The organism is Paraburkholderia sp. HD33-4, from assembly GCF_021390635.1.
Taxonomy (GTDB): Bacteria; Pseudomonadota; Gammaproteobacteria; order Burkholderiales; family Burkholderiaceae; genus Paraburkholderia.
This window is the reverse complement of record NZ_JAJEJS010000002.1, coordinates 2,750,033-2,775,278: the sequence shown is the minus strand read 5'-3', so window position 1 is coordinate 2,775,278 and position 25,246 is coordinate 2,750,033. Positions and strand designations below refer to the sequence as shown.

Annotated in this window: 22 protein-coding genes; 18 read left to right on the top strand and 4 right to left on the bottom strand. The window is 62.6% G+C overall.

The features are described from left to right. Positions 1 to 147 precede the first annotated feature (147 nt). Complete coding sequence (locus L0U84_RS32495; RefSeq protein ID WP_233856147.1) at positions 148 to 600, bottom strand: MaoC family dehydratase; 453 nt, start codon at positions 598 to 600, stop codon at positions 148 to 150. A 224-nt stretch (positions 601 to 824) separates the two neighbouring features. Between L0U84_RS32495 and L0U84_RS32490 the strand changes: the two genes are divergently transcribed. The 5 genes from L0U84_RS32490 (at position 825) to L0U84_RS32470 (ending at position 6,220) form a co-directional block, all read left to right on the top strand. Beyond that, on the top strand, positions 825 to 2,435 hold the full coding sequence (locus L0U84_RS32490; protein WP_233856146.1) for an acyl CoA:acetate/3-ketoacid CoA transferase: 1,611 nt from the start codon (positions 825 to 827) through the stop codon (positions 2,433 to 2,435). Further along, complete coding sequence (locus L0U84_RS32485; protein WP_233856145.1) at positions 2,432 to 3,256, top strand: shikimate dehydrogenase family protein; 825 nt, start codon at positions 2,432 to 2,434, stop codon at positions 3,254 to 3,256. The genes L0U84_RS32490 and L0U84_RS32485 overlap by 4 nt, the downstream gene beginning before the upstream one ends. Beyond that, positions 3,256 to 3,924 carry a hypothetical protein gene (locus L0U84_RS32480; RefSeq protein ID WP_233856144.1) on the top strand — a complete coding sequence of 223 codons (669 nt, stop codon included), beginning with the start codon at positions 3,256 to 3,258 and terminating at the stop codon, positions 3,922 to 3,924. The genes L0U84_RS32485 and L0U84_RS32480 overlap by 1 nt, the downstream gene beginning before the upstream one ends. Positions 3,925 to 3,937: 13 nt before the next feature. After that, entirely contained in the window at positions 3,938 to 4,804 is an 867-nt protein-coding gene (locus L0U84_RS32475; RefSeq protein ID WP_233856143.1) for a fumarylacetoacetate hydrolase family protein, read from the top strand. Between the two features lie 135 nt (positions 4,805 to 4,939). Next, positions 4,940 to 6,220 (top strand): MFS transporter, encoded by a 1,281-nt coding sequence (locus tag L0U84_RS32470; protein WP_233856142.1) that lies wholly within the window; start codon positions 4,940 to 4,942, stop codon positions 6,218 to 6,220. 79 nt (positions 6,221 to 6,299) lie between these two features. Here the strand turns inward: L0U84_RS32470 and L0U84_RS32465 are convergent, their stop codons facing one another. Continuing rightward, positions 6,300 to 6,785 (bottom strand): MarR family winged helix-turn-helix transcriptional regulator, encoded by a 486-nt coding sequence (locus tag L0U84_RS32465; RefSeq protein ID WP_233856141.1) that lies wholly within the window; start codon positions 6,783 to 6,785, stop codon positions 6,300 to 6,302. 222 nt (positions 6,786 to 7,007) lie between these two features. Between L0U84_RS32465 and mhpT the strand changes: the two genes are divergently transcribed. Then, complete coding sequence (mhpT, locus tag L0U84_RS32460) at positions 7,008 to 8,237, top strand: 3-(3-hydroxy-phenyl)propionate transporter MhpT (RefSeq protein ID WP_233856140.1); 1,230 nt, start codon at positions 7,008 to 7,010, stop codon at positions 8,235 to 8,237. A 72-nt stretch (positions 8,238 to 8,309) separates the two neighbouring features. Here the strand turns inward: mhpT and L0U84_RS32455 are convergent, their stop codons facing one another. Next, positions 8,310 to 9,194, bottom strand: coding sequence for an amidohydrolase family protein (locus L0U84_RS32455; protein ID WP_233856139.1), 885 nt, complete (start codon positions 9,192 to 9,194; stop codon positions 8,310 to 8,312). A gap of 290 nt (positions 9,195 to 9,484) precedes the next feature. Between L0U84_RS32455 and L0U84_RS32450 the strand changes: the two genes are divergently transcribed. The 5 genes from L0U84_RS32450 to L0U84_RS32430 all read left to right on the top strand — a co-directional run bounded on the left by L0U84_RS32450 (position 9,485) and on the right by L0U84_RS32430 (position 16,945). Then, a complete protein-coding gene (locus L0U84_RS32450; protein ID WP_233856138.1) occupies positions 9,485 to 10,312 on the top strand; it encodes a p-hydroxycinnamoyl CoA hydratase/lyase in 828 nt (275 codons plus the stop codon). A 38-nt stretch (positions 10,313 to 10,350) separates the two neighbouring features. After that, complete coding sequence (locus L0U84_RS32445) at positions 10,351 to 11,802, top strand: aldehyde dehydrogenase (RefSeq protein WP_233856137.1); 1,452 nt, start codon at positions 10,351 to 10,353, stop codon at positions 11,800 to 11,802. A 112-nt stretch (positions 11,803 to 11,914) separates the two neighbouring features. Beyond that, positions 11,915 to 13,795, top strand: coding sequence for a feruloyl-CoA synthase (locus L0U84_RS32440; RefSeq protein ID WP_233856136.1), 1,881 nt, complete (start codon positions 11,915 to 11,917; stop codon positions 13,793 to 13,795). Positions 13,796 to 13,812: 17 nt separating this feature from the next. Further along, on the top strand, positions 13,813 to 15,597 hold the full coding sequence (locus L0U84_RS32435; protein ID WP_233856135.1) for an acyl-CoA dehydrogenase family protein: 1,785 nt from the start codon (positions 13,813 to 13,815) through the stop codon (positions 15,595 to 15,597). A gap of 268 nt (positions 15,598 to 15,865) precedes the next feature. Continuing rightward, positions 15,866 to 16,945: a porin gene (locus L0U84_RS32430; RefSeq protein WP_233856134.1), complete on the top strand. Its 1,080-nt coding sequence runs from the start codon at positions 15,866 to 15,868 to the stop codon at positions 16,943 to 16,945. A gap of 40 nt (positions 16,946 to 16,985) precedes the next feature. Here the strand turns inward: L0U84_RS32430 and ppk2 are convergent, their stop codons facing one another. Beyond that, a complete protein-coding gene (gene ppk2, locus L0U84_RS32425; protein ID WP_129960080.1) occupies positions 16,986 to 17,801 on the bottom strand; it encodes a polyphosphate kinase 2 in 816 nt (271 codons plus the stop codon). Positions 17,802 to 18,036: 235 nt separating this feature from the next. On the opposite strand from ppk2, the gene L0U84_RS32420 reads away from it, so the two are divergent. From L0U84_RS32420 to L0U84_RS32390, 7 genes are all read left to right on the top strand, one after another. After that, entirely contained in the window at positions 18,037 to 18,717 is a 681-nt protein-coding gene (locus L0U84_RS32420) for a hypothetical protein (RefSeq protein WP_233856910.1), read from the top strand. A 322-nt stretch (positions 18,718 to 19,039) separates the two neighbouring features. Next, positions 19,040 to 19,627: a BPSL1445 family SYLF domain-containing lipoprotein gene (locus L0U84_RS32415; protein WP_442794068.1), complete on the top strand. Its 588-nt coding sequence runs from the start codon at positions 19,040 to 19,042 to the stop codon at positions 19,625 to 19,627. A gap of 1,408 nt (positions 19,628 to 21,035) precedes the next feature. After that, positions 21,036 to 22,151: a PAS domain-containing sensor histidine kinase gene (locus L0U84_RS32410; RefSeq protein WP_233856133.1), complete on the top strand. Its 1,116-nt coding sequence runs from the start codon at positions 21,036 to 21,038 to the stop codon at positions 22,149 to 22,151. Positions 22,152 to 22,156: 5 nt separating this feature from the next. Then, positions 22,157 to 22,780, top strand: coding sequence for a response regulator transcription factor (locus L0U84_RS32405; RefSeq protein WP_233856132.1), 624 nt, complete (start codon positions 22,157 to 22,159; stop codon positions 22,778 to 22,780). Positions 22,781 to 22,942: 162 nt separating this feature from the next. Then, positions 22,943 to 23,329: a response regulator transcription factor gene (locus L0U84_RS32400; protein WP_129960076.1), complete on the top strand. Its 387-nt coding sequence runs from the start codon at positions 22,943 to 22,945 to the stop codon at positions 23,327 to 23,329. Positions 23,330 to 23,543: 214 nt separating this feature from the next. Beyond that, on the top strand, positions 23,544 to 23,936 hold the full coding sequence (locus tag L0U84_RS32395) for a hypothetical protein (protein ID WP_233856131.1): 393 nt from the start codon (positions 23,544 to 23,546) through the stop codon (positions 23,934 to 23,936). A gap of 16 nt (positions 23,937 to 23,952) precedes the next feature. Next, positions 23,953 to 25,239 carry an efflux RND transporter periplasmic adaptor subunit gene (locus L0U84_RS32390; protein ID WP_233856130.1) on the top strand — a complete coding sequence of 429 codons (1,287 nt, stop codon included), beginning with the start codon at positions 23,953 to 23,955 and terminating at the stop codon, positions 25,237 to 25,239. Positions 25,240 to 25,246: the final 7 nt, after the last annotated feature.

Sequence of the window (25,246 nt, the reverse complement as noted above, 5' to 3'; positions counted from 1 at the left end):
CAGTTCGGGTGGGGCGCGCGGCCTTTGCCATATCGATTGCCGTAGTGTTTTCCGCATCGATTATACCGGCCGGTCCTTTGGGCAGACGGTTGGGCAAACGCATCGCCATGACCGCGCGCGGGCGCGCCGGGCGCCCGTTTCGCCGCATTATTTCGACGCGAGCTTTTTCGCCCACTTCATCAGATGACGTCCCGCCGCGACGACTTCGCCGCGCTGGTTCACGACCTCCATGTCCGCGGTGCTGCGGCGTTTCTCCTCGTCGATTTCGGTGACCTTGTAGATCACCGTGACGGTGTCGCCGAGCAGCACCGGACGGATGAAGCGAATCCGGTCGTAGCCCGCCGACACGGGGAATTCGTCGAGATCCGTGCGATGGATCACATGCGCGATGCTGATCGTCGATGCCGTCGACATATAGCCGACCAGCAACGCGCCGTGGGCGATGCGCGTTCCAATCGCCGACTTTTCCTGCATGTACTGCTCGTTGATGTGGGTGTCGCTGAAGTCCCCGGTCAATCCGGCGAACAGCGTCACGTCGGCTTCGCCGACGGTCTTGGCGAATCTGAATTCCTGTCCGATCTCCACGCCTTTGATGGCCATGCTCGTGCTCCTGATGGGTATGTGTGAAACCGGTTACAAAATGGCCGGTTACGTGCAATGTACTCGAAAAAATGGGCTTCTGTAGCGTAATTAGTGGTTTTCCCTGGAGCTTGGTGAAACCGTTTTGCATCTTTCGTGAAACCGGTTACATTCAAGTGACTGGTTACACGCATGCAGACCACCGCAACGCGGCCGGTTCAACTCAACGAGGCAGGAAACGCGACATGCACATCATTTCAACGACCGAAGCGGCTTCGCTGGTGCGAGACGAGGACGCTGTTCTGATCAGCGGCTCAGGCGGCGGCCATGCGGTGCCCGAGGCCTTGCTGGCCGCGGTGGGAGCACGCTTCGCCGACGCGGGACAGCCGCGCAATCTCACCTCGATCAGCGTGGTCGGCGTAGGTGACCGGGCGGCACTCGGCGCGAGTCATCTCGCGCATGAAGGACTGCTGCGGAGGGCGATCACGAGCGCGCTGGTCGATTCACCGGGCCTCGTCACACTCGCCGCCCAAAACAGCATCGAGGCCTACACGTTTCCGCAAGGCGTGCTGTCGCAACTGATGCGCGAGATGGCGGGCGGCCGTCCCGGTCTGATCACGAAGACGGGGCTGCACACGTTCGTCGATCCCCGTCAGCAGGGGGCGAGACAGAGCCCGAGGACGCCCGCGGAGTTCGTCGAGTTGATCGAACTCGACGGCGAAGAGTGGTTGCGCTTCAAGCCGGTGCCGATCAACGTCGCGTTTCTGCGCGGCACGACGGCCGACGAAGACGGCAACATCACGATGGAACAGGAGGCCGTGCTCGGCGAAATGCTAGCGATGGCGCAGGCAACGCGTCGCGCGGGCGGCATCGTGGTCGTGCAGGTCAAGCGCATGGCCACGCGCAATACATTGCCGCCGAAGCAGGTGAAGATTCCGGGCATCCTCGTCGATTTCGTCGTCGTCGTGCCCGAACAGCGGCAGACCTATGCGACGGATTACGACCCGAGCTACGCGGGCGAACTGCGGGTGCCGCTGTCGGAAATCAGGCCGCTGCCGTTCGGGCCGCGCAAGGTCATCGTGCGGCGCGCGGCGCTGGAACTGTATCCGGGCGCGGTCTGCAACCTCGGTGCGGGCGTGTCGACGGGACTGTCGACCGTTGCCGCCGAGGAGGGCCTGCTCGACAAGGTGGTGCTGACCAACGAGCAAGGACTGATCGGCGGCGCGCCGATCACGGGCCGCGACTCGGGCGGCGCGCAGAATTTCGCCGCGATGATCGAGCAGCCTTCCCAGTTCGACTTCTATGACGGCGGCGGTCTCGATCTCGCGTTTCTGTCGTTCGCTGAAGTCGACGCGCAGGGCAACGTGAACATCAGCCGTTTCGGCGACAAGATCATCGGCGTCGGCGGCTTCATCAACATCAGCCAGAACGCGAAGTGCGTGATTTTCAGCGGCACGTTGACGGCCGGCGGACTGGATATCGGCTGGGAAGCGGGGCAGACCTTCATTCGCGAGGAGGGCCGTCACAAGAAGTTCGTGCGCAAGCTCGAACAGGTCTGCTACAACGCGACGTTCGCGCGTGAGCGCGGACAAACCGCGCTCTATATCACCGAGCGCGCGGTGTTCAGGATCGGCGCGCAGGGGCTCGAACTGATCGAAGTCGCGCCCGCTGTCGATGTCGAACGCGACGTCTTCGCGCAGATGGAATTTCGCCCGCACGTGTCGCCGGATCTGAAGGCGATGGATGCGCGTCTGTTCGATCCCGCGCCGCTCGGCATTCGTGACGAAGTGCTCGCGCGTGCGCGCCGGTTTCGCTCCGAGCGCATTGCGCAGTGGTACACGGAGACGCAGTCATGACGATCGACGGCGCTACCCGGCTCTTTGCGATCGTCGGCGATCCGGTCGTGCAGGTTCGCTCGCCTTCGGTCTATACGGCGTGTTTCGCGCAAGCCGGCCTCAATGCGGTGCTGGTCGCGGCGCAGGCTAGCCGCGAGAACTTCGATACCGCGATGCGCGGCCTGATGTCGCTCGGCAATCTCGACGGCCTGCTCATTACGTCGCCGCATAAGGCGGCCGCGCTCGGCTTTGCGAGCCGTGTGTCGACGCGGGCGCGTGTCGTCGGTGCGGTCAATGCGTTGCGTCGTGAACCGGATGGAAGCTGGACCGGCGACATGTTCGATGGCGTCGGCTTCGCGCACGCGGCGCAGCGGCTTGCACCGATCGCGGACAAACGCGTGTTGCTGTTCGGTTGCGGCGGAGCGGGCGCGGCAATCGCCGCGGAGCTTGCCGCGCAAGGCGCGCGCTCGATCTCGCTGGTCGATCCGGAGGTGAATCGCGCGCAGCGGTTACTTGCCGCGTTGACCGAGCACTTTCCTCATTGCACCGTCGCGCCCGCTGGCAATGGCGAGCAATACGATTGCGTCGTCAATGCTTCGGTGGTCGGCATGAACGAGGGTGATGGCTTGCCGGGCGACCCCGGGCCACTCGGCGCGCAAAGCCTCGTCGGCGACGTCGTCTTGCGTCCGCCCGCGCAGCCCACGGCGCTAGTCGCGCTCGCGCGGTCTGCAGGCGCGCGCATCGTAACGGGACAGGACATGCACGCAGGCCAGGTCGAAGCGATCCTGAACTTCTTCACGCCTACGCATGACCGCGCTTCACTGAACCAGGGAGAACGCTGATGGCCCTGCTTGGCAACGCAGCGGTGCTGATCTGGAACGACGTGATCGAATCGGCACGCGATGCGTTCTATCGATGGCACGACAAGGAACACATACCCGAGCGGCTCGCGTTGCCGGGCTTCGCGCGAGGCCGGCGTTACCGCGGCAGCGGCGTGACCGAATGGCTGACGATCTACGAAGCTGACGACGTCGCCGTTCTGACGAGCCCGGCCTATCTGGAGCGGCTCAACAACCCGACGCCCGCGACCCGCGAGACGGTGCAGGCGTTTCGCAACACCGCGCGCTCGATCTGCAAGGTCGAGCGAAGCACGGGGTCGAGTACCGGTGGTCATGTGATGACGATGACACTGCCCGCCGGCTTCGACGCCGTTTCGCTGTTCGACGGCAAGTCACCGCGCATCACTGCGGACACCGGCGTGCTCGCCGCCCACCTGTTCATCGCGGACGAGGCCGCCAGCAACATCGATACACGCGAAGCTCGCGAGCGCGCGTTCGTGGTGCCGCCACGTGTGTTGCTGGTCGAGACATCGACGCTCGAAGTCGCGCGCCAGCAACTGAATGGCTTGCTGGCGGGAATCGCCGCGCGCGAGCGCCAGGCTGTCGGCGCTCGCGCCGGTGTGTACACGCTCGAAATCAGCCGGCTTGCGAGCCGCAATCACGCCACTTGATAAAGGAACGTTCATGAAGCTATTGAGGTTTGGACCCGCCGGCCACGAAAAACCCGGTCTGCTGGATGCGCACGGCAACTTGCGGGATGCGTCGTCCGTGGTCGACGACTACTCGCCCGCGTTCTTTGCGCAGGGCGGGATCGATACGCTACTGCGCACCGATCCCGCGAGTCTTCCCGTGGTGCCCGGCACCCCCCGGCTCGGGTCGTGCATCGCGCAGCCTGGCAACTTCATCGCGATAGGTCTCAACTACGTCCAGCACGCGATCGAGACCAACGCGCCGATCCCCGAGGAGCCGATCATTTTCAACAAGGCGCCGTCGTGCATTTCCGGACCTGACGATCCGGTGATTCTGCCGCGCGGCTCCGTCAAGTGCGATTGGGAAGTCGAGATCGCGCTGGTGATCGGCAAGCGCGCGCTGTATGTGCCGGAGGAACGCGCGCTTGATCATGTCGCGGGCTATTGCGTGTGCAACGACGTTTCCGAGCGCGAAATGCAGCTCGAACACGGCGGCCAGTGGGTGAAAGGCAAGATGTTCCCGAGCTTCGGCCCGCTGGGCCCGTGGCTCGTGACGCCCGACGAACTCGGCGACGTGCAGAACCTCGCTCTGTGGCTCGAACTGAACGGCAAGCGGATTCAGAACTCCTCGACGTCGGACATGATCTTCCGTCTCGCCACGATCGTGTCCTATGTCAGCCGTCACGTGCTGCTGCAACCGGGCGACGTGATTACCACGGGCACGCCACCCGGCGTCGGTCTAGGCATGAAGCCGGAGCGCTACCTGAAGCCTGGAGACGTGATGGAACTCGGCGTCGAAGGACTCGGCACGCAAAAGCAGACCGTCATCGCGTTCGACGATTCGTCGCTCGCGAGACGCTGATCGATCGCGAGGTTCCCGCAGACATCGACACAGCCCCCGAGCCATTCGACGCAAAACAACCAGGAGACACGGAATGGGCAATCCGACAGACATGCGCGGCGCACAGTTCGACTGTAGCGCCTGCAAGGAGACGCAATGAAAGCTACCGACATCGCAAGCGAAGGGTCACGTGCCGTGCCCTGGTACCGGGAAATAAGCTGGCCGCAATGGCGCGTGCTGATCGCCGCATGGGGCGTATGGGTGATGGATGCCGTCGACTTTCTCGCCATCACCTTCGTTCTGGCGGACATCGCGAAAGAGTTCAACGTACCGCTCAGCACGGCGTCGTTGCTGCTGTTCGCCACCTACGGGGTGCGCTGGATCGGCGGTCTGATGTTCGGCAGTCTCAGCGACCGCATCGGCCGGAAGATCCCGCTCGTCATCACGCTTGCCTGGTTCACCGGCGGCGCGGTGTTGACCGGCCTGTCGTGGAGCTTCGTTTCGCTTGCGGCGTTCCGGCTGCTGCTCGGCTTCGGCATGGCGCCGGGGTTCTCGCTCGGTGCAACGATGGTGGCCGAGTCCTGGCCCGAGCGTCATCGCGCGATCGGCATTGGTATTCTCGATACGGGTTGGGGGCTGGGTGCGATCGGCGCGGCGATTGCGTACGACCTCGTGTATCCGCACTTCGGATGGCGCGGCATGTTCTTCGTCGGCGTCATTCCCGCTCTGCTGCTCGCGGTATTCATTCTCGCTTGCGTGCCTGAATCGCAGGCGTTTCGCGAGGGCGGCAAGAAGCTGCGCGTGGGACTGCGCGATAACCCGGCGGTCGTGCTGTTCAGGCGCTATCCGCGCAGGGTGGGTTATCTCGCGCTGCTGATGATCGTGTTGTGCTTCGGATCGTGGCCGTTTCAGGGACTCTTCCCAACCTATCTGAAGTCCCTGTCGTTCGATCCGTTGACGATCACGTGGCTGACCATGACCTCCGCGACGGGCCAGGTATTCGGTTTCTTCGCGTCGGGCTTCATCGCGGAGCGGCTAGGCCGGCGTGCCGGCATCAGCACGATGCTCGTTGCCGGTTCGCTGTGTGTGGTCGGGCTCGTCTATAGCGTCAATCAGTTCCTGCTCGCGGAGTGCCTTGCGTTTCTGAGCGGCTTCTTCCTCGTTGGATCGTCGGGCATCTGGGGCACGATATTGACCGAGAACCTGCCGCGCGACGTGCGCGCCTCGGGCGTCGGCTTTCTCTACAACGTCGGCGTGGTGGGCGGCGGTATTGCGCCGTATATCGTGCTGTCGACCGTCAAGGCGGCCAACATGACGATCGCACTCGGCATCGCGGTTTTCACCGTGGTTGCGGCACTGGCGGCCATCGTAATTCTGCGCTCGGTCAGGGAAACCAAGGGCATGCGACTCAGCGAGATCGACGCGGGCGGCCATTGAGCTTTCCTGTTTCGATCAGGTGAAAGCAAAAGAGTCGCGCTCTATTCGAGCGCGACTCTTTCTTATTGGGGAGATCAATTCAACCGCGCAGATTCGACACACATCGCTGCAGCACCTTGCGTAGTGTATCGACCGGGATTTCCGTCACGCCGTCCAGCATGGACGCTTCGAGCGTGTCGATCGCCGAATCGCATTCCTTTAGCACCCGACGCCCCTCGTCGGTCAGAAACAGATGAATCAGTCGACCATGGGTGGGATGCCCAGCGCGTCCGACCCAGCCGTTGGCCTCCATCGTCTTGACGACCTCGTTGGCCGACTGTGGCGTGATGAACGAGCGTTCGGCGAGTTTCGCGTTGGTCATCGCGCCGCTGGCGCTGATCACGGAGAGCGCGGTGAATTGAGGCAAGGTCAGCCCGAATTCGCCCAGCACATCGATAAAACTGCGTTTCAGCAAGCGGTCCAACTGGCCGACCACATAGGAAACGCGGGCGGGTGGCGCACCGGTTTTCGTTGAACCGGCCTGTTTGGCAACGGGCGTTCGCCCTTTCTCCATTGTCTTGATCATTATCAGGTTGCCTTAGGTGTTTCTACCAGGCATATCATATTCTACTTTCAATATCAGGCATCCTGAGACTAGACTCCTCATCAATTCCGGGGGCGCTGTGGGAAGGATTCTGATAAGTGGCGCAAGACCATTGTCAGAATTCTTCTTCTTCCCATGGCCGCTTCGTCGAAGAACGCAGCGTAGCTCGCCACCGGCAATTCAATCAAAGGTGAAGGAGACGTCATGTCGAGTATTGCTAACCGGTCGAGTGCCGCGAGTTCTAGTACTGCATTAACGTTGGCGCTGTGCTTTCTCGTCGCGGTATTGGAGGGTGTCGACCTGCAGTCCACCGGCGTTGCTGCGCCTCGAATGGCGCACGAGTTCGGCTTGTCGGTCAGCCAGTTGGGGATCGCTTTCAGCGCCGGCATGTTCGGGCTTTTGCCGGGCGCGATGATCGGCGGCAGACTCGCCGACAGGATCGGGCGCAAGCGCGTTCTGATGATCTCGATGGCGGTTTTCGGCATCTTCTCGATTGCAACCGCGCAAGTCTGGAGTTTCGAAAGTCTGCTGATTGCTCGCGTGCTGACGGGCATCGGCCTCGGCGGCGCGATGCCGAACCTGATTGCGTTGTCTTCCGAAGCGGTCGATTCGCGTCATCGCAACACGGCGGTCAGCGTCATGTATTGCGGTATGCCGCTCGGCGGCGCGCTTGCCGCGTTGATCGCCGTGCTGAGCGCGGGTGCTGCCGCGTGGCGTCATATCTTCTACGTGGGCGGAGCCGGGCCGCTGATCATCATTCCGTTGCTGATGGTGTTGCTGCCTGAGTCGCGCGAATTCGCCACCGAATCGCAGGAATTCACTACGGCGGACAAGCCGCTTCTGTCGACGCGCGAAGTCCTGTTCGGCGAGGGGCGCGCAGCGGCGACGATCGGTATCTGGATCAGCTTCTTCTGCACGCTGATCGTTCTGTACTTCCTGCTGAACTGGTTGCCTTCGTTGACCGTGGGGCGCGGCATGAGCCGTTCGCAGGCCGGGGTCGCGCAGATCTTCTTCAACGTCGGCAGTGTGATCGGCGTGCTGGGCATCGGTCTGCTGATGGACCGCTGCAGGCAAGGCCTGTCAGTCGCGGCGATCTATGCGTGCATCGTCGGTGCATTGGTTGCGCTTTCGCAGGTTGCCAGCATCGAGACGCTCTCCGTTGCCGTGCTGTTTGCCGGGATGGGTGTGGTCGGCGCACAGTCGATGCTGTATTCGCTGTCCGCCGCCAGCTATCCGACCAGCGTACGTGGTACCGGTGTCGGCGCCGCGGTGGCGGTGGGGCGCGTCGGCTCGATTGTCGGACCCGTTGCCGCCGGGCAATTGCTGTCGATGGGAAAAAGCTCGGCCCTCGTGATCGGCGCGAGCGTGCCGGTGACGATCATCGCCGCGATTACTGCATTGCTCGTCATCCGCTCGAACGCCGCGAAACGCTAACTATTCGTTGATGGTCCCAGCTGGCCCGGCGTTCTCGCGCCGGGCCGTTTTTCATGCGTCATTCGTGATTCGTCATGCCTCGGCCCGCAGGCCAAGCAACCTGATGGCGTTCTCTTTCAGAACGAGCGGTTTCACTTCGGGCTTGATGTCGAGCGTGTCGAAGTCTTCGAGCCAGCGGTCCGGACGGATCAGCGGGAAGTCGGACGCGAACAGCACCTTGTTGCGCAACAGCGTGTTCGCGTACTTGACCAACTCGGGCGAGAAGTACTTCGGCGACCAGCCCGACAGATCGATATACACGTTCGGCTTGTGCAGCGCGATCGACAGCGCCTGCTCCTGCCACGGCCAGGAGGGATGCGCGATCACGATCTTCATGTCGGGAAAGTCGGCGGCGACATCGTCGAGGTAGATCGGCTCCGAGTACTTGAGGCGCAAGCCACCGCCGCCGCGCATGCCCGAGCCCATGCCCGAGTGCCCACTGTGAAAAACCGCCGGCAACCCGTACTCGGCGATCACTTCGTATAGCGGGTATGCCATGCGATCGTTGGCGAAAAAGCCCTGCATCGTGGGGTGAAACTTGAAACCGCGCACGCCGTGCTCGTCGATCAGCCGCCGTGCTTCACGTGCGCCGAACCTGCCTTTGTGCGGATCGATGCTGGCGAACGCGATCATGATGTCGGCGTTGTTCTGCGCGAACTCCGCGACCTCTTCGTTCGAAATGCGCCGGCGCCCGATATTCGCTTCGCAGTCGACGGTAAACATCACGAAGCCGATATTGCGTTCCCGATAGTGTTCGATCGTTTCGGGAATGGTGGGGCGGCGCCCTTGTTTGAGTACGGTGCCGAAGTATTTGTCGGCGGCTTCGTCGAATTCTTTTGCGAACAGGTCCGGGGGTTGGCAGCATGACACTTCGGCGTGCACGTGGGTGTCGATGGCCTTGAGTTGATCGATGTTCAATGAAGTCTCCTAGATGTAGTTGAAGCTGATGCGTCAGGCTGCGCGCAGATTGCGCACGCAGGTCAGCAGCAGGTGTTGCGGCATCTGTGAAGCGTGCGTATCGATTTCGCCAAGCATCGATTGCTCGACTCTGTCAGCGGCATCGTTTCAGACGCTGACGGCTTTCTCGTGATCGTCGGCGTAGGGGTTAGGGGTTTGTACCAAGACGGCCATATTGTACTTTACTTATCAGGGTGCCTGATATTAAATTGAGCTCAAGCCGCGAGGGCGGCATCGATACGGAGAAGCAGATGAGTTACGAAGGACGCTGGAAAACGGTGAAGGTCGCGGTGGAAGGCGGAATCGCCTGGGTCACGTTCAATCGTCCGGACAAGCGCAACGCGATGAGCCCGACGCTGAACAAGGAAATGATCGACGTTCTCGAGACGCTCGAACTCGACGCCGAAGCCCAGGTACTCGTGCTGACCGGCGAAGGTGCTGCGTGGACGGCGGGCATGGACCTGAAGGAATATTTCCGCGAAGTGGACGCGGGTCCGGACGTGCTGCAGGAGCGGATTCGCCGCGATGCGAGCCGTTGGCAATGGCAATTGCTGCGAATGTACTCGAAGCCGACGATCGCAATGGTCAACGGCTGGTGCTTCGGCGGCGGCTTCTCGCCGCTCGTCGCCTGCGATCTGGCGATCGCCGCGGACGAAGCCGTGTTCGGCCTGTCCGAAATCAACTGGGGCATCCCGCCGGGCAACCTCGTCAGCAAGGCGATGGCCGATACGGTCGGGCATCGCGAAGCGCTGTACTACATCATGACGGGCGACACCTTCACGGGACCGCAAGCCGCGAAGATGGGTCTCGTGAACAAGAGCGTGCCGCTCGCGCAACTGCGCGACGAAACGATCGCGCTCGCGGCGAAACTGCTGAACAAGAATCCGGTCGTGCTGCGCAATGCGAAGCACGGCTTCAAGCGTTCGCGCGAACTCACGTGGGAGCAGAACGAAGACTATCTGTACGCGAAGCTGGATCAGGCGAACTATCGCGATCCGGAGGGCGGCCGCGAACAGGGCCTCAAGCAGTTCCTCGACGACAAGAGCATCAAGCCGGGCTTGCAGACCTACAAGCGCTAAGCGGCGCAATCCAGCGGGACGACCGAGGAGACGAATACATGCATCAAACGAACCTGTTGATTGGCGGCGCGAAACGTGCCGCGTCGAACGGCAAGACCTTCGAGCGCATCAATCCCGCGACGGGCGCGGTTGCCACTCGCGCCGCCGCGGCCACCGTAGAGGATGCCGATGCGGCGGTCGCCGCCGCGGCGCGCGCGTTCCCGGCATGGGCGGCGCTCACGCCCACGGAGCGCCGCAAACGCCTGCTCGCCGCCGCCGACCGCATGGACGCGCGCACGGCCGAGTTCATCGCGATCGGCGCGGCCGAAACGGGCGCGATGGCGAACTGGTACGGCTTTAACGTGATGCTCGCGGCCAACATGCTGCGCGAGGCCGCGGCGATGACGACGCAGATCGACGGCGCGGTGATTCCTTCCGATGTTCCGGGCAGCCTCGCCATGGCCGTGCGCCAGCCGTGCGGCGTCGTGCTCGGCATGGCGCCGTGGAACGCGCCCGTGATTCTCGCGACGCGTGCGCTCGCGATGCCGCTCGCGTGCGGCAACACGGTCGTGCTGAAGGCATCGGAGGGCTGTCCCGGCGTGCATGCGCTGATCGGCGAAGTGCTGAACGAAGCGGGTCTTGGCGAAGGCGTCGTCAACGTGCTCACGCATGCGCCGGAAGACGCGCCGGCGATCGTCGAGCGTCTGGTCGCGAATCCCGCGGTGAAGCGTGTGAATTTCACCGGGTCGACGCGGGTCGGCCGCATCGTCGCCGAGTTGTCGGCGCGCCATCTGAAACCCGCGCTGCTCGAACTGGGCGGCAAGGCGCCGGTGCTCGTGCTCGACGACGCGGATCTCGACGCCGCCGTCGAAGGCATCGCGTTCGGTGCGTTCTTCAATCAAGGGCAGATCTGCATGTCGACGGAACGCGTGATCGTAGATCGGAAGGTTGCCGATGCGTTCGTCGACAAGCTCGTCACGAAAGCGCTCACGCTGAGGGCCGGCGATCCGACCCAGCCGGGCTCGATCCTCGGCACGCTGGAGAGCGAAGCCGCCGCGCGGCGCATTCGCGCGCTCGTCGAAGACGCCCGCGAAAAGGGTGCGAAGCTGCCGCTCGGGTGCGAGGTGAACGGCGCAATCATGCAGCCGGTGATCGTCGAGAACGTTACCCGCGAGATGAAGCTCTATGCCGACGAATCGTTCGGCCCGGTGGTGACGGTGCAGCGCGTGGACGGCGATGAAGAGGCGCTGGCGATCGCCAACGATAGCGAGTACGGCTTGTCGGCCGCCGTGTTCAGCCGCGATATTGCGCGCGCGATGAGCGTGGCGAGACGCATCGAGTCGGGGATCTGCCACATCAACGGCCCGACCGTGCACGACGAGGCGCAGATGCCGTTCGGCGGCGTGAAGGCGAGCGGGTATGGACGCTTCGGCAGCAAGGCGTCGATTCCCGAGTTCACCGAGTTGCGGTGGATCACGGTGCAGACGAGTCCGCGTCATTATCCGATCTAGGCGTTGGCTCGCGGCCGCAGCGAATGCGGCCAACCCATATTGCATGACATAGCGACGCCGTTTCTCCGCGCCCCCTGGGCGCGCGAGGAATGGACCACATAGGAGACAGGTTTTGGAATCGGAGCACAGCCACGCAAGCGCCCTGCCGACCGGATACCGGAGCGTCGCCATCGGAGCGCCTTCATCGCGAATCGAGAAACGCGGCGACTGCTGGTACCTCGAGACACTCGAGCCTCTGGGCCCGTTTCCGGAGCGCTTTACCGACCGCTTGCTGAGCGGCGCACGTACGCATCCCGAGCGGCTGCTCGTCGCGCGACGCGATGCGAGCGGCGAGTGGCAGGGCATCACGTATGCGCAGATGCTCGAGCGCGTGCGGGCGATCGGCCAGGCGCTGCTCGATCGCGACCTCAGCGCGGACCGTCCGTTGGTGATCCTGTCGGGCAACAGCGTCGAACACATGCAGCTCGCGCTCGGCGCGATGTGGGCGGGTATCGCTTATGCGCCCGTGTCACCGGCCTATTCGTTGATGTCGGGCGATTTCGGGAAGCTGCGCCATGTCCTCGAACTGCTCAAGCCGGGCCTCGTCTACGCGGACGATATCGGCGCATACACAGCGGCGCTCGATGCCGCGCTCGGCAGCGACGTCGAACGCATCAGCGCGGCGCCCACGCCACACGGTTCGAGCGTAACGCGCTTCGACGCATTGCTCGACACGGCTGCGCGCGACGTCGATGCGGCCAACGCCCGCGTGAATGGCGACACGATCGCGAAGTTCCTGTTCACGTCCGGTTCGACGAACCTGCCGAAAGCCGTGCCGACCACGCATCGCATGTTGGGCGCGAACCAGCAGATGCTGCTCGAAACGTTTCCTCAGTTCGGCATCGAGCCGCCGGTCCTGGTCGACTGGCTGCCGTGGAATCACACGTTCGGCGGCAGCCACAACGTCGGTATCGTGCTGTACAACGGCGGCACGCTCTATATCGACGACGGCAAACCGGTGGCCGGCAAATTCGACGAGACGCTGCGCAATCTGCGCGACGTCGCGCCGACCATCTACTTCAACGTGCCGAAGGGTTGGGAAGAACTGACCATCGCGCTGGAAAAGGATGCGGCGCTGCGCGAGCGGTTTTTCTCGCGCGTGAAGATGTATTTCTTCGCGGGAGCCAGTCTTTCGCAGGCGGCGTGGGAGCGTCTCGAGCGCGTGACGCTCGCGCATTGCGGAGAGCGCATCCGCATCATGGCCGGGCTCGGCATGACCGAGACCGCGCCATCGTGTCTGTTCACGACCGGACCGGTATCGTGCGCCGGCTATATCGGCTTGCCGCCGCCGGGGTGTCAGGCCAAGGTTGCACCCGTCGATGACAAATTCGAAGCGCGCTTTCGCGGCCCTCACGTGATGGGCGGTTACTGGCGCGCATCGCCGGCGCTTCAGAGCAGCGTGTTCGACGACGAAGGCTACTACCGCACTGGCGACGCCGTGCGTTTCGTCGACCCGCAACGTCCCGAACTGGGCCTGATGTTCGATGGCCGCATCGCGGAAGACTTCAAGCTGGCCTCGGGAACCTTCGTCAGCGTTGGGCCGATGCGCGCGCGCATCATCAGCGAAGGGGCTCCCTACGTTCAGGATGCCGTTATTACGGGGATGAATCGTGACGAAGTCGGCGTGATGATTTTTCCGCGACTCGACGCGTGTCGCGCTTTGGCGGGTTCGCCCGCGGATGCGAGCGCCGATGACGTGCTCAACACGGCGGCCGTACGCGATTTTTTCAGCGGGCTCGTGGCGCGGCTGAACCGGAGCGCGACAGGCAGTGCCTCGTTCATTGCCCGCCTGCACCTGCTGAGTGCGCCGCCGTCGCTCGATCTCGGCGAGATTACCGACAAAGGCTCGATCAATCAGCGCGCGGTGCTCCAGCACCGCGCCGCGCTGGTAGAAGCACTGCACGAAGCCGACGCCGCCGACACGACGGTGATCCATGCGCGCAAAGGCAGCTAGTCCGGGGACGGGAAGAAATGACGTTGACTTATAAGGCGCCGCTGCGCGACATGCGCTTCGTGATGGACGAGTGGCTCGACGCCGCTTCATGGTGGCGTGACGTACCCGACTGGCAAGACCTCGATTCGCAGACGGCGCAGCAGGTGCTGGAGGAAGCGGCGCGATTCGTCGAGGAGCGTGTCGCGCCGCTCAACGCGAGCGGCGATCTCGAAGGATGTCGTTTCGATGCAGGCAAGGTGACGACGCCCGCGGGCTTTCGCGAGTCGTACGCGGAATTCGTCGAAGCGGGGTGGCCGACGCTGTCGCTCGACACCGAGCTTGGCGGACAGGGCCTGCCGCAGCTTCTCGACGTTGCGCTGCAGGAAATGCTCGCGGGCGCCAACCACGCGTGGCTGATGTCGCCGGGGCTCACGCACGGCGCGACTGCATGCTTGCAGACGCATGGCAGCGAACGCGTGAAAACAGAATTGCTGCCGAAAGTCGCGAGCGGGGAGTGGCTATCGACGATGTGTCTGACCGAGCCTGAGGCTGGCAGCGATGTCGGCCTGATCCGCTCGCGTGCGACAGAAGCGGTCGACACCGACGGGTATTTCATCGACGGCAGCAAGATCTTTATCAGCGGCGGCGCGCACGATCTGACGGAGAACATCGTTCATCTGGTGCTCGCTCGTTTGCCCGATGCGCCGCCGGGTACGAAAGGGTTGTCGCTGTTCGTCGTGCCGGATTGGCTCGAAGCCGGCGACGGCGGGCGCTCGCGCAATGGTGTCCATTGCGAAGGCATCGAAAAGAAAATGGGCCTGAAGGGCAGCCCGACTTGCACGATGCGCTTCGAACGCGCATTCGGCTGGCTCGTCGGTGAGCCGCATCGCGGCCTCGCCTGCCTGTTCGTGATGATGAATGCGGCGCGCCTGCAGGTCGCGATGCAAGGCCTCGGGCATGCGCACACCGCGTGGCAACGCGCGCATGCTTATGCGCAGGAGCGCGCGCAGATGCGCGCGGTCAGCGTGCCGCCCGGCGTGACCGTCGCGCCGGGGCAGGCCGCGCCAATAGCGTTTCATCCGGCCATGCGACGGATTTTGATGGAACTGCGGGCGATCGTTGAAGGCGAGCGCGCGATCGGTTACTGGACCGCGCATTGGCTCGACATCGCCGCACATCATGCCGATGCCGCCACGCGGGAACAGGCGGCTCAACTGGCATCGCTGCTCACGCCGGTTGCGAAGGCGTTTTTTACGGCCAACGGTTTCGACGCCGCCTCCAATGCGCTGCAGGTGTTCGGCGGCTACGGATACATCCACGAATACGGCATCGAACAGACGTTGCGCGATAGCCGGGTGTCGATGTTGTACGAAGGCACCAACGAAATACAGGCGATCGATCTGCTGATCCGGAAGGTGCTGCCGGACGGCGCGGGAGCCCTCGATGTGCTGCTTCGCCACCTGCGCGCGGAAGCGCGCTTGTGCCGGAAGTCCGATCCGCTGGTTGGTTCCGCCGGCGCAAGGCTCGAAGAGCTCGCGCAGAAAGTGGAGAGCACGACACGGGCGATCAGGGCACGCCAGGCGCAAGACCCGGAGACGGCATACCGGGTCGCCGACGACTATCTCGCGATGCTTGGCTGGATGCTGCTGGCGTTCGCGTGGGCGCGCGCGCTGCGAATTGCAACGCCGCAATGCGAGGCGGAAGCGTTCTATGTGGAGAAGCGGGAGACGGGCCGCTTCTTCTTCGACTATCCGCTCGCGGCTTTCGCTTATCGCCGCAGCCTCGTTGAAGCCGGTTGCGAGGAAACGCTGCCGCACGTTTGAAAGTACCAGTGTGCCGTCACGTCGCGCGGCATCAAGGCCTCAGGGCCGCGTATCTGTCTTCACCCATTCCTGATTCTACCCATTGCGTAGCGCCGCGGATGTCTGGGCTTCTCTGCCCGTTGACATCTAGTGATTACCCGAAATTGCTAAATCAGGTAGCCTGATAGTAACCTGAACATTCGATGTTGATGTGAACGGCAACCGAGGAAAGCTTTCGAAATCCTCTAATTAGTAAGCAAAACTACATATAGGTTTCTGGAGACTGGAGATGCAAAAGAAGATCGTCGCGGCTGCGGCCATGAGTCTTATTACGTCGGCCTCATACGCGCAGAGCAGCGTGACATTGAGCGGTCTGATCGACGCTGGTGTGTCGTACGTCAGCAATCAGAACGGGCACAGCAACTTCAAGTTCGATGACGGCATTGCGGTGCCCAACCTGCTGATCTTTACCGGCTCGGAGGATCTGGGTGGCGGGACGCACGCGATCTTCGATCTGCGAAATCAGTTTTCCCTCGGGACCGGCAGCTTCATGCCCGGCCAAAGCCTCTTTAGCCGTACCGCATTCGTCGGCCTGGACAATGCGTCGTATGGTCGGCTGACACTGGGTAATCAGTATGACTTCATGACCGACTCGTTGTTCTTCGGTATGAACGATGCGGCAATCTTCACGGGCGGACTGTATGGGTTCCGCAACGGGCCGTTCGCTGGCCTCGCGCTGCCGAACAATCCGACTGGCGCTTTCGACTGGGACCGGATGGCGGGCGAACGCGTCACGAACTCGGTGAAATACGAGTCGCCGTCGTTCAACGGTTTTTCGGCGGGCGCGATGTATGGCTTCGGTGGCGTCGCGGGCTCGATCGGCTCGAATAACGCAACCAGCTTTGGGCTGAACTATGCCGGTAAGCAGTTCGGCGCGAACGCCGCCTATACGAACGTGAAATCCGACGTGGCCGGGGCGCAGGTGAGCGTGCGCAATTGGGGTGTGGGTGCGCACGCGAAGTTTGGCGCGTTCACCGCGAATGCGCTATTCACGACCGTCCACAATAGTCTGAATGGCGCTTCGATCTGGGAAGCACAGGCTGGCGGGCTATATAACGTGCTCCCCGATCTGGCCGTGGGTGCGTCTTATATGTACATGAAGGGCAACGACGTTCTGGAGAATCAACACGCGCACCAGATTGCGGCTCAGGTCAGCTATCTGCTGTCGAAGCGCACGACCGTCTACGCAAGCGGCATCTATCAGCGCGCGGCAAGCGGCGGCCAGGCGCTGATCAACGGCGTGTTCGACGGCGCGTCGAGCAGTCCTACGCAAGCGATCGCGCGCGTCGGCCTCGAGACGAAGTTCTGATCGGCGGTTGACGGCCCGAGGCGGTAAACGCTGACCTTGATCAATACCTCTCGGCCACGTATTTAAACGGATAGTCTGGTTCCTTATAACCGTCCGCCTTTTGCCGTTTCGGTAGTGAGACCTTCTTGCGGGCAGGCTGCTTGTACGGAATCCTCTGAAGCATGTCGCTGATGATGTTCAGCCGCGCGCGCCGCTTGTCGTTCGAATTCGCTATGTACCACGAAGCATAGTCGGTGTCCGATGCCGCCAGCATCTCATCGCGGGCACGCGAGTAGTCGTACCATCGGCTATAGGATTTCAGGTCCATGTCGGTCAGTTTCCAGAGCTTGCGACCGTCGTGGATACGTGACTCGAGCCGGCGGGTCTGCTCCTCGGGGCTGACCTCCAGCCAGTATTTGAGCAGGATGACGCCGGATTCGACGATGGCCCGCTCGACCAGCGGCACGGCCCTGAAGAACGTCTGCACGTCCTGCTCGGAGCAGAATCCCATCACACGCTCGACGCCCGCGCGGTTGTACCAGCTGCGGTCGAAAATGACGATTTCGCCCGCGGCCGGCAAATGCGGCACGTAGCGCTGCATATACATCTGGCTTTTTTCGCGTTCGCTCGGTGCGGGCAGCGCGACCACGCGGAACACGCGCGGACTGACGCGCTCGGTCATCGCCTTGATCGTGCCGCCTTTGCCGGCGCCGTCACGTCCCTCGAAGACGATGCAGATCTTGCTTCCCGTTTGCACGACCCATTCCTGCAGCTTGACGAGCTCGACATGCAGATCGAAAAGCGCCTTGCGATACTCCTTGTACGACAGCGACTTGTCTTGCTCGGGCTGTGCGTTTTCCGACTTCGTTCTGGCCATATTCCTCTCCCTAGCGCGAACTGTTCCAGGGTACCACGCAATGCTCCACTCCCAAGGTAGAGCGTGACGCGAAGCAGGGCCATACGACCTTGGTCCAATATCGTCGGCACAGGGCGCGCTGTACGCTGTGGGCGTCTGCTCGCGCGTGCCCGATCCGGATGTCCGTCGCCGCACCCGCATCCGTATGCCAGCAAAGCGCGCGGGTTCGATCGACGCCATCGCCACGGGAGGCCTCATGGATGTCACCGGTCACACGGAGCGGGACAGCGGGGGCGATAGGGAGCCGGTTCTCGACGTCGTCGATCGAGTGTGCGAGTTATGTTTCGGCCTCTTTATGGCGCTGACGTTCGTCGGCACCGTCTCGGCGGTGGGCGCGGGTGCGGACGCGGGGCACAAGATGTTCTTCACCGCGCTGGGCTGCAATCTTGCATGGGGTCTCGCGGACGCGGTGATGTACCTCGTGCGCACGCTGGTGTCTCGTGGCAGACGTGTGACAGTTGCGCATTCCGTGCGAAGCGAGCTGGATGCGGCCGCGGGCGTTCGGGCGCTTCGCGATGCGATGGCGGGGTGGCTCAAACCGTTGGTCGGCGATAAGGAGCTCGAGTCCATCCGCAGCCGTGTTGCCGCGCGGCCGGATCTGCCGCAGCGAGCAGTATTCGTGCGCGACGATTTCATCGGCGCCGTGGCTATCTTCGTGCTGGTGGTTTGCTCGACGTTCCCGGTCGCGTTGCCCTTCATATTGATCGCGAACGTCCCGACGGCGTTGATAGTCTCCCGTGTATTGACCATTGCGATGTTATTCGGCAGCGGCGTGGCGCTGGGCCATTACGCGGGATTTCGCGGCTGGCAAGCCGGCCTTGCGATGGCGGCGGTCGGCGTGCTGCTGACCATGGCGATCATCGCGCTCGGCGGGTGATCGATGTCGGGCGGGCCCGGTCCGCCAGCTTCGCCGGATTCGCGTTTCGCGCATCGTCGGCATCCCGCTAACTGTAAGACCAAGGTCCGATTCCGCATCGGATCCAGCGTGACATCATGTATCTGCGCGCGTTGCAGTCGTCGCTCCGGTTGTCGAGGAGTCGACGCTTCCAATGCTCGCGGCGTGCGGCCGGAAGATCGACGCGCGGTGATGGCATTGAGGGTTCCTTGGGCGGCTATGCCGCTTCACGGCAGAGAAAAAAGATCGAGGCTTCCAGGTATCAGGACTGGCGACTCGGATCGTAACCAGAACGGAGTCGATAGTGAACAGACGGAACTTTGTGCATACGCTCGCGCTTACGACCATGGCTGCGAGTCTGGCTTTGGCGGGTTGCACGACGACCGGAAGCAGTGGCGAGAGTCCCGCTACCGACGCCGCCAAACGGCAACAGATCGACGCGGGCGTGGATGGTGCAATCTCAAAATTGTACGATACGGTCAAAGGCTCGCGCGAACTCGTAGGGAAGGCGCAGGGCGTGCTGGTGTTCCCTGCGGTGAAGAAGGCGGCGTTCATCGTCGGTGGCTCGTACGGTGAAGGCGCGTTGCGTGTCGGTGGAGCGTCGGTTGGCTATTACAGCACCGCAGCGGCTTCCTTCGGATTGCAGGCCGGCGCGGATTCGAGTGCCGTGTTCTTCCTGTTCATGACGCAGGATGCGCTCACGAAATTCCGCAGTTCAGCGGGCTGGTCGGCGGGTGCCGATGCGTCGGTTTCGCTCCTGAAAGTCGGCGCTAACGGCACGATCGATACCTCGTCGATAAACTCCGAGGTCATCGCGGTGGTGTTGACCAATGCGGGCTTGATGGCCGACGTGTCGGTGGCCGGCACCAAGGTTACGCGCATGAATCTGTAGCAGGGCGCCGCAAGCGGCGGCATTGGATCGTCATTGCGCTGTCAAACGGCGGCGCATCGCCGCTCTTTGCGGCGTGCTTCCGCATTCGTATTGACGCGCACCTCGTTCATCGCGTGATGTCGCGGCTTCGTTACAGCGATGCCGCGGGTCGCGCTTCACATGCTTTGGCGTCGCGACGCCAGGCGCATCGCTTTTGGCGGATTCCCCCCGCCCGGCTTCCCTATCATCCCTCCCATTGTCCCTACGAAACGCTGCACGCCAGAGTCGTGTGTATTCAACACCGGTATAAAAGGCGCAGCGAAACACGCGCTCTCGCCGCGGCGCCGCGGTTACTCATCTGCCTGGCATAAATCTATCTTTTGAGTATTCCTTGAACGCTAATGATTCGCAGTGAAAATGACGTGCGATAAAAGCGTTGGGTGTGTAAAAATAAACCAGTTCACTGAGGAATTAATGCAATCAGGCAATATGAATCGGTATACCTTATGTGTTTGCGATTCACGATGCACGAAAGCTCCAGGAACATGACATTCGGTTGAAAGCGGTGTCGCGCCGGACGTCGCGGCCATAGTGCGAATCCGCCACTGGCAGCGGAATATTGCGGCTCGATACTGTGACGGTGTACGTTTGCTAACGTTCTCCAGAGTGCGAAGGGGCGGCGGAGAGACTGCCTGCGCAGCAATAATTAATTGCCTAACGAGGATTGCCGCTATTGGCCGAGGCTGTGTCAAAACGCGCGACTTTGACGTCGAGCGCGAAAGTCGACTCACCAGAACGCTCTGTATCGGCTTCGCGGCACTTCGGCAAGGGCAAAGCGACACCCGAAAACCGGGTAGTTTCGAGTTTTGACACAACCTCGGCCGGTTGATGGCGGACAATGCAGAAAGCTATTGAGTAGTTTCCCGGGTAAGCGGCACAAATTACGGTCATCGGTCGGTAATTGATTCTGGATAGCCTATACTGAGTTCCAGCCACCAGACGTGCGAAGTACGGATTGTGAAGTCAATTATGCGGTTCGAAGCCCAAAGATAAAGACGTCGCAGTTGTACGGAATCCGTTCGCACTGGACCCGGAGGTGCCAATGATTAATCTGTTCGAGCATGGCAGACAGCTGGCGATCGGGGTAGCGGGAATTCTTACGGCGCTGTCCGCGCAACCGCGCCAACGCAGCCCATCACAGATCGACACTGCGCGTAACGACGGCCCTCCACTATCCGGGCACGACCCTTCCAGACAGTCTTCACCCAGGCATCACCGGTTTCAGCGCGCTCGCGGTATTCCCGGCGTGTCGAGCCGACCGAGTACCCGCGAATTTTACGAGCCGCCGCACACGTTGCCGGCACGGCGGCGTTGTGTCGACGCGTGCACATCGTGGCTGCGAGGCGAGGGCGATCGCGGTACGCGGTACATGCTCGACGCGAGAATGCCGCTGCGCGAGATGCTCGAAATGATGCCGGTCCCGATCGTCACCGTCGATCAGCGCGACCAGATCATCTTCGCGAACGCGCACGCGGCGAAACTGTTCGACTACACGAGGGAAGAGCTGATCGGCGCGCCGGCCGCCAAGCTGTTTCCGATCGACGGCATCGACGCCGATCGTTCGGGTCCGGGCAATCATGGCGCGAAGCAGCAAATCCCCGGCGTCACGACCACGCAGATTCTGATCGCGCGGCGGCGCGACGGCGGCGGCTTTCACGCGGAAGCGGAAACCACGCGATGCCGCGTGCACAATCAGGAATTGCGGATCACCGCGATATCGGATTGCAGTGCCTGCGGCGAAGTCGATGGAAATACGAGGGATCTCGCGCATATCGCGCGGGTTTCTTCATTGGGCGAGCTGGCCGGGTCGCTCGCGCACGAGTTGAAGCAGCCGCTTACCGCGATCCTGTTCAATGCGCAAGCCGCACGCAAATTCATGGATTCGGGGACGGCCAACGTAGTGGAGCTGCGCGAGGCGCTCGAAGACATCGTGGCCGACAATTGCCGCGCGAACGACGTGCTGCAGAAGATTCGCGCGCTGGTCCGCAAAGGCGATGTCGAGTTGCAGTTGCTGGACGTCGGCAACGTCGTGCGCGACATCGCGATGCTCGTGCACAGCGACGCGTTGACGCGCAGCGTGCGCACGAGCTTCGACATCCCGGAGAATCTGGCGGTGATCTGCGGCGACAAGGTTCAGCTTCAGCAGGTGATCCTGAACCTGCTGCTCAATGCGTTCGACGCAGTCAAGGATTGCCCCGCCGCGGACCGTCTCGTCGACACGACGGTGCGTGAGGAAGCGGGCGGACTGATACGGATAACGGTAAAAGACCGCGGCCAGGGCCTTGACACCGACAGCATGGAAAGGATTTTCCGGCCATTTTTCACTACCAAACCGCAGGGGCTCGGACTGGGTCTTTCGATCAGCCGCACGATCGTCACGGCGCACCGCGGCCGGCTGTGGGCGGAAAACAACGAGGGCAAAGGGGCATCGTTTCACGTCACGCTTCCCGTCGCGACCGATATCCGACAGACACGCGTGCCCTGATCACCATGAACCAGACCAACACTCGCGTCTTCATCGTCGACGACGACGACAGCGTGCGCAGCGCGCTCGGCCGCCTGCTGCGCGCCTCCGGCTACCAGGTCGAATGCTTCGATAGTCCTGGGGCGTTTCTCGAACGGGCCGATTTGACCAGCATGCCGGCCTGCCTCGTGCTCGATCTGCAGATGCCGGGCATGACGGGACTCGAAGTGCAGCGCAAGCTCGATCAGCTGCTGCCGATCGTCTTTCTGACCGGGCACGGCGACATCAGCTCGAGCGTCGACGCGATGAAGGGCGGCGCGGTCGACTTTCTGCCCAAGCCGGTGCCCGACTCGCTGTTGCTCGCGGCGGTGGATCGCGCGCTCGCGCGTGCGTGTGCGGAAAGCAGACGGCGTCACGAACGCGAGGAAATCGAAGAGCGGATGCGGCACCTGACGCGCCGCGAACGCGAAGTCATGGAGCTCGTCGTGACCGGCCGCCTGAACAAACAGGTTGCGAGTGATCTGGGCGCGGCCGAAAAAACCATCAAGATTCATCGGGCCCGCGTGATGGAGAAGATGAAGGCCCGATCGATCGTCGAACTCGTTCATCTGGTGCGAAAGGGCGGCGTTTGTATCGCCGACGAAGAATAATCGCCTGAATCCGCCACCAACTCCCGCGTTGCGCCGCCACTCTGCGCGGTGCTGGCCGACACCGCTAGTGGACCAAAGTCTTATATCTCATCGGGCTTTCAACCATTACGCTAAGGCATCAGTGGTCCCCTTTCCGGAGCGACCGCGCGTGCGCGCTGTCATATGGTCAACCCTAACCAATTCGTTGCGGTGGTCGACGATGACGAGTCGGTGTGCCGAGCCATCAAGCGTTTGCTGCATTCCGAAGGTATCAGGGCGGAGACGTTTTGCAGCGGCGACGAGTTCTTGAATGCGCTTGTGGCGATTCCGTCGTATCGGCCCGCCTGCGTGATTCTGGATGTCCAGATGCCGGGAAGCAACGGCCTGGAAGTCCAGCGTCAGCTCGCGCAGATGGGCGTGCCGGTCATCGTGATTACCGCCTACGACGATCTCTCCGTTCGTCAGGCCGCGCTTGCGGCGGGAGCGGCTGCGTATCTACGCAAGCCGTTCACGAGCGCGATCCTGTTCAAGGCGGTGGAGATGGCCATCAACGGTCCGCCGACACCGTGAGGACGCGACTTCGCGCCGGACGATATGAGACCAAGGTCCGATTGCCGCCGTTTCACCGGGCCACCAAACTGAATTCAGCCAACGCGTAGAACCGGACGCCGGCTGCTCCGCACTGCACGCGAGACCAGACAACTCGGGGCGCGTGCATGCGTTTGCGCGCGTTGTGCTGCGTGGAGTGCGAAAGCGTTCAAGGAAAAAAGCGGGAGCGCACGTGATGAAATCAAGCTCGGTTTGTCTTGCGATTCTTCTCGGCACCGTTGCGACGCAGGTCGGCGCGGCGGACTTCGACGGCAGCAAGCGGCTGATGTGCGCGACGATCGACGCGCACGCCTGTGATCCGGGCATCGCCTGCACGCGCGCGTTACCAGCGGATCTCGGTCTGCCCAAATTCCTGACGCTCGACTTCGACAAACGCGTAGTGGTGGGTCCCGCGCGCACGACGCCGATGCTGTCGGTCAACAAGGACGCGGATCAGGTCATCATCCTTGGCAACGAGTTGGGCTTTGGCTGGACGCTGGTCGTCGATTCGGCGGACGGCGACATGACGCTGACCATCGCGAACAGAAACGATGCCTTCGTGCTGTTCGGCAATTGCACGCCCTTGTGATCTGGCGGAACTCGCGATGAAAACCGTCCCCGTCTCCCGTACTTCGCCGCGGCCAGAAGCTCGCGGCGCTTTCACGCTGCCCGTCGTCGTCGCGATGCTGGCGCTGCTGACATCCCTCGCCGGCTGCAAGAAGGCAGAGGGGCCGCCCAAGCTCGGCGCGCCGGAAGTCACGGTGATGCAGGTCGTTGCTCAGGACACACCGGTCTCACTCGAGTTCACCGCACAGACGCAAAGTTCGCGTGAAGTCGAGATTCGTGCGCGTGTGGACGGCTTTCTCGACCGGCGGTTGTACTCCGAAGGCGACAAGATAAAGGCCGGCCAGGTGATGTTCCTGATGGACCCGAAGCCGTTTCAGGCCGCGCTGCAGACGGCGCGGGGGCAGCTTGCGGCGCAGCAGGCGCGGCTCACGGTCGCGCAGCAGAATCTTGCGCGGGTCAAGCCGCTTGCGGCGCAGCAGGCATTGAGCCAGAAGGACCTCGACGACGCCATCGGCAATGAGAAGCAGGCCCAGGCCGCGGTGATTTCCGCGCAAGGGCAGGTGGAGACGGCGGAGCTCAACCTCGGCTACACGACGATCAAGTCGCCACTGAGCGGTGTCGCGAGCTATGCGAGACAGCAGGACGGCAGTTACCTGATCGCCAATGCCTCCGGGCTCCTTACCTATGTCTACCAGATCGACCCGATCTGGGTGAATTTCAGCGTTTCCGAAAACGAAATGCTCCACTTTCAGGACGACATTTCGGCAGGCAAGCTGCGCTTCCCGCCAAACAGCGAGTTCGTCGTGACATTGATACTCGCCGACGGCACGGAATTTCCGCAGCAGGGCACCATCAGCTTTGCGAATCCGGCGTTCAGCACCGACACGGGCACGTTCCTCGTGCGGGCCGTGCTCGCGAATCCGAAGGGTACGTTGCGCCCCGGGCAGTTCGTGCGCGCGCGCGTGTCGGGCGCCTCGCGGCCGAATGCGATCCTCGTGCCGCAACGGGCAGTGCTGCAGGGCGCGAAGAGCCACTTCGTCTGGGTCCTGGACAGTGAGTCGAAGGCGAAGCAGCGAGTGGTCGAAGTCGGCGACTGGAGCGGCGACAACTGGTTCATCAACGATGGCCTGAAGGCTGGCGAGCGCATCGTGGTCGATGGCGCGATCCGTGTCATACCCGACGTGGCGCTCAAGATTACCAGCACGCTCCCTTCCACGCAGAGCGGCGGCACGCCGATCGTCGAAAAAGGCGGCGCGTCGGCGCCGCAGGTAAGCGAGGGCGGCCGGGCGATGGCTCCGGCCGCGGCCAGCGGCGCATCGCAGTAAGGGGCGA

What these genes read in the sequence shown, in the direction of transcription:
- L0U84_RS32430 (WP_233856134.1), top strand. Translation starts at nt 15,866, where the DNA reads ATGCAAAAGAAGATCGTCGCGGCTGCGGCCATGAGTCTTATTACGTCG.
- L0U84_RS32470 (WP_233856142.1), top strand. Translation starts at nt 4,940, where the DNA reads ATGAAAGCTACCGACATCGCAAGCGAAGGGTCACGTGCCGTGCCCTGG.
- L0U84_RS32495 (WP_233856147.1), bottom strand. Translation starts at nt 600, where the DNA reads ATGGCCATCAAAGGCGTGGAGATCGGACAGGAATTCAGATTCGCCAAG.
- L0U84_RS32445 (WP_233856137.1), top strand. Translation starts at nt 10,351, where the DNA reads ATGCATCAAACGAACCTGTTGATTGGCGGCGCGAAACGTGCCGCGTCG.
- L0U84_RS32390 (WP_233856130.1), top strand. Translation starts at nt 23,953, where the DNA reads ATGAAAACCGTCCCCGTCTCCCGTACTTCGCCGCGGCCAGAAGCTCGC.
- L0U84_RS32395 (WP_233856131.1), top strand. Translation starts at nt 23,544, where the DNA reads ATGAAATCAAGCTCGGTTTGTCTTGCGATTCTTCTCGGCACCGTTGCG.
- L0U84_RS32420 (WP_233856910.1), top strand. Translation starts at nt 18,037, where the DNA reads ATGGATGTCACCGGTCACACGGAGCGGGACAGCGGGGGCGATAGGGAG.
- L0U84_RS32450 (WP_233856138.1), top strand. Translation starts at nt 9,485, where the DNA reads ATGAGTTACGAAGGACGCTGGAAAACGGTGAAGGTCGCGGTGGAAGGC.
- L0U84_RS32410 (WP_233856133.1), top strand. Translation starts at nt 21,036, where the DNA reads ATGCTCGACGCGAGAATGCCGCTGCGCGAGATGCTCGAAATGATGCCG.
- L0U84_RS32465 (WP_233856141.1), bottom strand. Translation starts at nt 6,785, where the DNA reads ATGATCAAGACAATGGAGAAAGGGCGAACGCCCGTTGCCAAACAGGCC.
- L0U84_RS32480 (WP_233856144.1), top strand. Translation starts at nt 3,256, where the DNA reads ATGGCCCTGCTTGGCAACGCAGCGGTGCTGATCTGGAACGACGTGATC.
- L0U84_RS32435 (WP_233856135.1), top strand. Translation starts at nt 13,813, where the DNA reads ATGACGTTGACTTATAAGGCGCCGCTGCGCGACATGCGCTTCGTGATG.
- mhpT (WP_233856140.1), top strand. Translation starts at nt 7,008, where the DNA reads ATGTCGAGTATTGCTAACCGGTCGAGTGCCGCGAGTTCTAGTACTGCA.
- L0U84_RS32405 (WP_233856132.1), top strand. Translation starts at nt 22,157, where the DNA reads ATGAACCAGACCAACACTCGCGTCTTCATCGTCGACGACGACGACAGC.
- L0U84_RS32475 (WP_233856143.1), top strand. Translation starts at nt 3,938, where the DNA reads ATGAAGCTATTGAGGTTTGGACCCGCCGGCCACGAAAAACCCGGTCTG.
- L0U84_RS32490 (WP_233856146.1), top strand. Translation starts at nt 825, where the DNA reads ATGCACATCATTTCAACGACCGAAGCGGCTTCGCTGGTGCGAGACGAG.
- L0U84_RS32400 (WP_129960076.1), top strand. Translation starts at nt 22,943, where the DNA reads ATGGTCAACCCTAACCAATTCGTTGCGGTGGTCGACGATGACGAGTCG.
- ppk2 (WP_129960080.1), bottom strand. Translation starts at nt 17,801, where the DNA reads ATGGCCAGAACGAAGTCGGAAAACGCACAGCCCGAGCAAGACAAGTCG.
- L0U84_RS32485 (WP_233856145.1), top strand. Translation starts at nt 2,432, where the DNA reads ATGACGATCGACGGCGCTACCCGGCTCTTTGCGATCGTCGGCGATCCG.